We start from the raw sequence: 6,920 nt of genomic DNA, 5'->3' as shown, positions 1-6,920 counted from the left end.
ATAACTGCGCGTGGTTGGCTCGGTTAGCAACGATAGCAACTAGTGTGGCGGGGAAGATAACAGCGAAGGCTAAAACAATGAATTCCTGAATGATTGAGGTCATGGGAGTTCTCCTGAATAACTTCAATATTGGTAGTGGCTTCAAATGTAGGAGTCAATTCCATTTTTGAATTTACTATGCTACCTCTGCTTTTATGACTGAGTTTGACCCTTCTCTGCTGCCGCCTGAACTTGCTGGAATTGACCGCGATAACTGCCCTATCATGCGCTCGCTTGGCGTGCTGGGTGATCCGTGGAGTCTCTTGATATTACGAGAGTTTTTTCTGGATGGGCCGCGTAAGTTCAAAGATCTTGAAACGAGTTTGAAGGTCAGTCCCAACACGCTCTCAACTCGCCTGAAAAAGCTGGAGGAACACGGTGTCCTCAAAAAACGCTTCTACTCTTCCCACCCTCCACGTGCCGACTACGTCCTGACCGAAAAAGGCCAAGCCGTCGGCCCCATCCTGCTGGAACTGCTGAAATGGGGTGAGACATTCGCGTGAGGTGAGGGCGCGGACTGGTTCAATTGTGAGCGATTGATGTAAGTTGGTGTTCCGGTGTTTCTGAGAGGATTGTTCTATCGTTTTTGATGGAGCAGGATATGGAACCGGAAGATATGCGGCGTGAGCTGGATGGGTTGAGGGCTTCGATTGGGCGGAAGCCGAGCAGGGGATGGGTGATTGCTACTTCGATCATCACGACGCTGCTGGTTCTTGTGGTGATTGCCGTGATTATGATGTTTGCGATGATGAACCGCATGCATGGTGTTGGTTGGCGTGGGCATGGGCCTGACAGGTATTTTGATCAACCTCTGCGACGAGCGCCTCCGCCGCCACCGGGTCAGCCGCTTCCACGCTGACTGACTTTCCTGCGTGTTCTGATCCGAAAATCGGCACTCACTTTGGTAAGGTGCGCTTTAAGCACCGGCCAGTGCCTGCACCTGTGGCGGATCGCGTCCAGGGTTGTCTCCACATTTGCGGCACATGTTTGTCATCCCTTCAATGTGACTAGACCATTCTTGGCATCTTGAACGCCAATAGAGCTGCAATGCTTGCAATGCCTGCCATGATGAGGAACAGGACCGGGCCGGATTGGGCAGCATTTTCCAGTGTAATCAAGTCTTCAGCACCTGGAACGGAGAAGCCGGAGAGGCCAGCCAGAAGGCCTGCGAGCGCTGCGCCAATGGCCATGCCTGCGGATTGCAGAGGCCCGATGAAACCGGAGGCTCTGTCACGCTCGTCGTCGGTTTCGACGTAAATGATTGCTTTTTTCAAGAACTGACTGCTCATGCCAAAGCCAGCTCCGTTAAAGACGGAGGAGAGCAGGAATATCCATAGGGACATGGTGTAAAGCGAAACAACTGTGAGCAGTGTGCCAGCGATGATGTTTAAGGTTCCCAGACGGATCAGAGAGGTTTGTGCGTGTGGTGTTTGCACGCGGGCGACGATCCATGCGGCGGCTGTCCATGTGAAGGCTGTGATGGCCATGGCATAGGACGCCTGAGTGACGGAAAGTCCCCACAGCACCTGACCCATAGCAGCGCCATAAACAACACGGGCAGCGCTGGCGATGGACAGCAGCAGCGTGACCCACATGCCAAGGCCTAAAATGCCGGTGAACTTGAACGCACTGCGCGGAATGAACGGACTGGTGCTTTTCTTATCCCATTTCACGGCGAGGAACAGCAGGATCAAGCCAATGCCTAGAGCTCCAGTGATGTGGGGAAGGCTGCGCAGTTCGCCCACATACGCAATGAGCAATACCGCCACAGCCAGAAGTCCGAGGCGGGGGAACATGCTCATCTTATCTGAGGATTGCGTCGTTGTGGCTTTGTCTCTGGTGGTGGACGGGATGACGGTGATTGCCAGCAGGAGTAGCATCAAAGACAGAGGCAGGTTGGCGTAAAACACGGCTCGCCAGGACCAGCTTTCTGTCAGGATACCTGCGGTGAGGGGGCCGATGCCTGCGGAGACAGCCCAAACTCCTGAGAGCAAAGCAAAAACTGAGGAGACGGCGTTTTCCGGATAAAGGTCTGAAATCAACGTATAGCAGAGGGAGACAATCATGCCTTCGCCCAAACCTTGCAGCATTCTGCCAAGCAGCAGGTGTTCCAGCGAATTCGCAGCGCCGCCAACGAATGAGCCTGCCAGAAACGACAGGGCCGCCGCGATAAAGAGAGGGCGTGCGCCAATGCGTGCTTTCAACGAGCCTGTGACCGTGCCTGCCAGAATGGAGCCGATCTGAAACAAGCTGAGGACCCAGAAGGCGCGTTGCTGGCCACCAAGATCGCGGATGATATCTGGCATGATGGCGGAGGAGAGGAAGTTGTTCATGCTTGCCGACCCAACACCCAAAATCATGATGAGAGACGCAAGCCAGCGACCATCCATGGTCAGCTTTTTGAAGGGCGATAATGGGATTGTTTGTGCCGGGTTGGATATGGTCATGAGTATCGCCTATTTAAAAATATATCACTTATTTAATTTGAGGTGTTTAATAAGTAAAGTTTTTTCTTATTAAATCGTGGCGCACTTGCTATTTCAATAAATCGATTTTGCAAAAATTGGCCCAACATAAATTGGCGGATTGTTCCTTTTGTTTCGCAGGCTTAGCTTTCTTACAGCACGAGGAGGTCCTTTTTTCGGCAGATGTGAAGGCAACTTGAATAGCTAGGTTTATGCGGGCACTTGGCGGTCGCCTACGTGAAGCCTGGCGCGGTTTTGAGTTGTTGAAACGATGAAAAATGCTGCGTGCTTTGCGAGGTGTTCTGAAACGAGGCGGCTTCAGAATATGCTTAAATAATGAATGTCTGGGGGAGACTATCAGACCCCAATATAGGAGCACTCGTGGGAATGTGCATGTTGCCGGACCATGATGGTTGTCGGCATTAAAAAAGAAAACCCCGCTTGGGGCGGGGTTTTGAGAGGTTGCATTGGAGGCTTGTGTTACTGCACAAGTTCGTAGGTTATTGTAACCGATGACGAGAGGGTCTCCTGACCTGCTGCGATTGGCGGGGCACTGTCCATTTTTGCAGCTCTCATGCCCATCATTTCCGGGTAAGGGCGCGGGTTGTACCCGGCTTCGGAAATGCTGAGAATTTTGCCGAGGCTAACACCGGCAGCTTTCGCGTAGGTTTCCGCCTTGGTGCGGGCGTCTTTCACAGCGCTTTCGCGAGCTTCATCAATATATTTTTCAGGATTGGATACGCCGAACTGGATCTGGCCAACATCGTTGGAGCCGTTTTGCACCAGCATGTCTAGCGTGGTGCCCAGTTTGGTGATGTCCTGCAGACTGATGCGGATGCCGTTCTGCACACGGTAGCCAACAATCTCAGGAGCTTTTGGCTCATTGTTTTTGAGGCGGCGGTTGTCGTAGATCGGTGAAATGTCAAAACCGGTGGTCTGGATATTCTTTTTTTCGATGCCAGCGTCTTCAACATCCTGCAGGATGGCGCGCATGGTGACGGAGTTTTGCTGAAGGGCGGACTTTGCATCATCACCCTGTGTGATTACGCGAGAGACCAGCGTCGCCATATCAGGCGCCACGTTGATCGATCCCTGGCCGGAGATTGTGATCTTGCCTGTTTGTTCAGCAGCCTTGGCATTGACACCGCTGGATACAACAAGGGCGGCGGCAACAAGACCAGCAACTGCCAGCGCGCTTATACTTGGAAGACGCAATTTCTTCTGTTCGCTCTGCATTAAATTCTCCAGTTTCAAATTTGTTGAGGCTGATGCCTGATCCGTGCTGCGGACTGTCATTCTTGATCAGCCGAATATCGAGAAATGCAATTAGAAGTTACAATTGCGGCGGCTCTCAGGCGTGATCATGTCAATTCACGGGTTTGATTTTGATGATCCAGGTTTATCGGATCGCCGACATTGCCATCCCCCGACAACAGGATTGCAATGGGGCGCGAAGATGGGAACTGGGCGCAAATGATGATGGCAAGCACGACAAGCGGCACGCACAGCACCATTCCAATAACGCCCCATAATGCCCCCCAAAAGCTCAATGAGATCATAATGACGAGGGGTGAAATGTTAAGTTGTGTGCCCATCAGACGTGGTTCCACCAGATTGCCGAGAATGAACTGAACTGCTCCCAGCCCAAGAGTAATCGCGATAAATGGTGTGAGGGTGTCGAAATAGACCAGTGACAGCAGGCTTGGGAAGATGACGGCAATCAGAGAGCCGATGGTTGGGATGTAGTTGAGCAGGAAGGCGATGAACCCGAAAAGGGCCGCGTAAGGCAGGCCTGCCCATGACGTGATGCCGTAGGTGAGGAAACCGGTGATGATGCTGACACCGGTTTTGATGCCCATGTAGTGACGCATGCGGCGACCAATCTCTCCGCGGATGGCGAACGCAAGCTGTACGCGGTCGGAATCTTCAAAGAGGGCGGCGAGCTTTTTGTCAAAGGTTGCCGCCTCGAAAATCATAAAGAGCACGTAGATGAAGACCAGCGAGCTGGATCCGGCCAGACTGGTGAGAACGGATGCCCCGGTGCTGAGGGCTGCGCTTAGCGAGAAGTTGGGCAGGATGTCGGAAAGCTGGAGCGGCTTTTCCATATTCAGTTGGTTGGCAAGCTTGAGCAACAGCTCATCCAGCCGTCCCTGATAGGTTGGTGCATCGAACGCCAGCTGCTGTAGGTTGACTGAGACGATGTTGAACAGGATGCCGACGACATAAAAGATCGCGAACAGAGCCAGCAAAATGGTGAGTGGGCGCGGCAAATACGGTCCAACCACAGGCAAATGTCGCAGGGCAGAGGACATGGAGTTGATAATGTACCAAAGCACCAGTGCGATAATCAGGGGTATAATGAGGGATCGCCCTATGAAGAGTAGCCAGCCAATAATGACAAGAAGGAACAAAGAGGCGGTGAACTTAATGAGAGGCTGGCGCATCATGCACTCCAAGGGGTCAGGCTGCCGGAAGCTGTTAGTTTTCACATAGTCTCTTAAAATCAGGTATTTATAAAGCTTTGTGATGAATGCTCTGTTGATCTGCCGGGGAAAAGGCGCATCCCCAAGTTTCAACAGGATCTGCCTTGTTCACTGCTATAAACAATTTACTCACCCGTGGTTGTTGGTGTAGAACCTGTCTTCGGTAAGGGCCTGTAGCTCAACTGGTTAGAGCCGTCCGCTCATAACGGACTGGTTGGGGGTTCAAGTCCCTCCGGGCCTACCACCTTCTCTCTTTTCATTTTAAAAATCAGATGATTAGAAGAAAAGGGTCCCGCAAAATTTTAAGGCGTGGGACACTTTACCACTCAAGCCCCTTCAAAGTCTCCATTGCGGAGCGGGCGAGATTCCAACGTTCAACACCTTCAGTATAGACTTCAGAGGTTCGCGCTTCGGCGTGGCCGTGGATCGCCATGATCTGATATTGAGAACAACCTTCAAGGGCTAAGAGGTGACCTGCTGCTTTGCGAATTCCATGGGAGCTTCGGTTTTCAAGTCCTGCTGCTAAGCACCATTTCTTGAAGCGATTGCGTAGGCTCTCTGGTGAGGCAAAGGATTTGCCGTGTTCAGTAAGAAGGTAAGTGCGTCCTTGTACTGTGGCCGCTCTGGTTGCCTTCAGCAACGGTGGAAGCATTGGGATCTCAACAAAGGCTGAACCTCGCTTACGGGGTTGCCAACCAAGACCTCTGATTCCACTACGATCAAATTCATTTTCTCTGCCAAGCCAAATCACGTCTGAGATGCGGCAAGCTGTGAACATGAAGAGAGTTAGGCAAAGGTGAGCTGTTGTCCCGGCTGGGTGCGTTTCTCTGAACTTCCGCAAATCTTCAACGGTCCAGGGTATGGCTCCCTTTGAGTTCTTGTTGAGCTTGCTAATTCCAGCTGCAGGATTGAAGTCTTTGCTACAGTCTCCGATCTCGCCTGCCCATTTATACATGGCACGGATCGCCTTCATCATGTTGTCGGCAGCTCCGGGGGTGGATTTCATGTTGTTGCGGATTTGCAAGACAGCCTGTTGAGGCATCTGGAAATCGTATTCACCATACTCGGCGTGTAGTCGATTTAAGAGATTGCTTCGCTGCTTGAGAGTGTCCTCAGAATATAAGTTATTCTCTACGTCAGATTTCAGATTTCCAAGGTAGCGATAGATCAACCAACTTACTGAGCCTTTAACTGCTTTATCTTCTGGCTTGCTTTCTGGTTTGATCTCTATCCCGCGTCTTGCTGCAAGGTAACATTCGAGGAACTCTTTGTGGTCGGGTGAAACGTGAAGGACAATTCGGCGGGCCTTTTGGCCTTCTACCCTCACACGCCATCGGGTGTTTCCAGAAGGCATTGTTTCCTTGATTAAGCCGGGAAACTTGAGTTTCATGTCATGTGCTCTGGCCATTGCTTCGGTCCGGCAGTTTGCGATTTAGCTGTCTTCGCGTCAACTTTTGAGAATACTAAGCGTGTTTCGGCGTTTGTTATGACACATTCGTGCAGAGTCAGTCCGCAATCCTGAGCGGCTTTGATTGCTCGTTTCATCTGGGCCTGTGTTGCTTTCGATGACTGCGCCATAGCAAACCTTCGTTTATAGAGCGGGTATTCTGAAAATGGATTTAATTGGATTTGGAGAAGAAGCTGGGGTTCGCTGCTTGCATCTCTGCGTACTCTCCCAAGTCGAAGTCGCTCAGCTGCAATGCTTTTACCTCATCATCCGTCAAACCAGCACTGCGTAGCAGCTCTGCAGCCATGGTGGGTTGATTGTGGGTCTGGGCGATTTGAGTGCAGGCGGCGATATAGCCAGCCAGATATGCCTTCTTCTCGCCTTGGGACATGTTTCACCTGTTTGGGCTTGAGTTAATCGGAGAAGTCGATGAGGAAGAGTTGGCCGCACCCAATTGGAAAGGCCATTGTCCCCCAGTAATCGTCG

Annotated in this window: 7 protein-coding genes and 1 tRNA gene; 3 read left to right on the top strand and 5 right to left on the bottom strand. The window is 51.6% G+C overall.

Annotated elements, in window-relative coordinates; genetic code table 11:
* The first annotated feature begins 194 nt into the window (after positions 1 to 194).
* Positions 195 to 542 (top strand): helix-turn-helix domain-containing protein, encoded by a 348-nt coding sequence (locus PPL9_RS02220; RefSeq protein ID WP_057461116.1) that lies wholly within the window; start codon positions 195 to 197, stop codon positions 540 to 542.
* A 98-nt stretch (positions 543 to 640) separates the two neighbouring features.
* Positions 641 to 898 carry a hypothetical protein gene (locus PPL9_RS02215; protein ID WP_057461158.1) on the top strand — a complete coding sequence of 86 codons (258 nt, stop codon included), beginning with the start codon at positions 641 to 643 and terminating at the stop codon, positions 896 to 898.
* Positions 899 to 1,046: 148 nt separating this feature from the next.
* Here the strand turns inward: PPL9_RS02215 and PPL9_RS02210 are convergent, their stop codons facing one another.
* From PPL9_RS02210 to PPL9_RS02200, 3 genes are all read right to left on the bottom strand, one after another.
* Positions 1,047 to 2,486 (bottom strand): MFS transporter, encoded by a 1,440-nt coding sequence (locus PPL9_RS02210; protein ID WP_208989115.1) that lies wholly within the window; start codon positions 2,484 to 2,486, stop codon positions 1,047 to 1,049.
* Positions 2,487 to 2,984: 498 nt separating this feature from the next.
* A complete protein-coding gene (locus PPL9_RS02205) occupies positions 2,985 to 3,740 on the bottom strand; it encodes an SIMPL domain-containing protein (protein WP_057461157.1) in 756 nt (251 codons plus the stop codon).
* Between the two features lie 125 nt (positions 3,741 to 3,865).
* Entirely contained in the window at positions 3,866 to 4,948 is a 1,083-nt protein-coding gene (locus PPL9_RS02200) for an AI-2E family transporter (protein ID WP_057461156.1), read from the bottom strand.
* A gap of 206 nt (positions 4,949 to 5,154) precedes the next feature.
* Here PPL9_RS02200 and PPL9_RS02195 point away from each other — a divergent pair.
* Positions 5,155 to 5,231 (top strand) — tRNA-Ile (locus tag PPL9_RS02195).
* 75 nt (positions 5,232 to 5,306) lie between these two features.
* Here PPL9_RS02195 and PPL9_RS02190 read toward each other — a convergent pair.
* Positions 5,307 to 6,377, bottom strand: coding sequence for a tyrosine-type recombinase/integrase (locus PPL9_RS02190; RefSeq protein ID WP_082596467.1), 1,071 nt, complete (start codon positions 6,375 to 6,377; stop codon positions 5,307 to 5,309).
* A 229-nt stretch (positions 6,378 to 6,606) separates the two neighbouring features.
* Positions 6,607 to 6,825: a hypothetical protein gene (locus tag PPL9_RS02180; protein WP_057461113.1), complete on the bottom strand. Its 219-nt coding sequence runs from the start codon at positions 6,823 to 6,825 to the stop codon at positions 6,607 to 6,609.
* Positions 6,826 to 6,920: the final 95 nt, after the last annotated feature.

Source organism: Pseudovibrio sp. POLY-S9 (assembly GCF_001431305.1).
In the GTDB taxonomy this organism is placed as follows: Bacteria; Pseudomonadota; Alphaproteobacteria; order Rhizobiales; family Stappiaceae; genus Pseudovibrio.
The sequence above is the reverse complement of the archived record's forward strand: the minus strand, read 5'-3'. Positions and strand labels throughout refer to the sequence as shown.

Excerpts from the sequence above, each read along its gene's own strand:
- PPL9_RS02220 (WP_057461116.1), top strand. The coding sequence starts at position 195 with ATGACTGAGTTTGACCCTTCTCTGCTGCCGCCTGAACTTGCTGGAATT.
- PPL9_RS02215 (WP_057461158.1), top strand. The coding sequence starts at position 641 with ATGGAACCGGAAGATATGCGGCGTGAGCTGGATGGGTTGAGGGCTTCG.
- PPL9_RS02205 (WP_057461157.1), bottom strand. The coding sequence starts at position 3,740 with ATGCAGAGCGAACAGAAGAAATTGCGTCTTCCAAGTATAAGCGCGCTG.
- PPL9_RS02190 (WP_082596467.1), bottom strand. The coding sequence starts at position 6,377 with ATGAAACTCAAGTTTCCCGGCTTAATCAAGGAAACAATGCCTTCTGGA.
- PPL9_RS02210 (WP_208989115.1), bottom strand. The coding sequence starts at position 2,486 with ATGACCATATCCAACCCGGCACAAACAATCCCATTATCGCCCTTCAAA.
- PPL9_RS02180 (WP_057461113.1), bottom strand. The coding sequence starts at position 6,825 with ATGTCCCAAGGCGAGAAGAAGGCATATCTGGCTGGCTATATCGCCGCC.
- PPL9_RS02200 (WP_057461156.1), bottom strand. The coding sequence starts at position 4,948 with ATGCGCCAGCCTCTCATTAAGTTCACCGCCTCTTTGTTCCTTCTTGTC.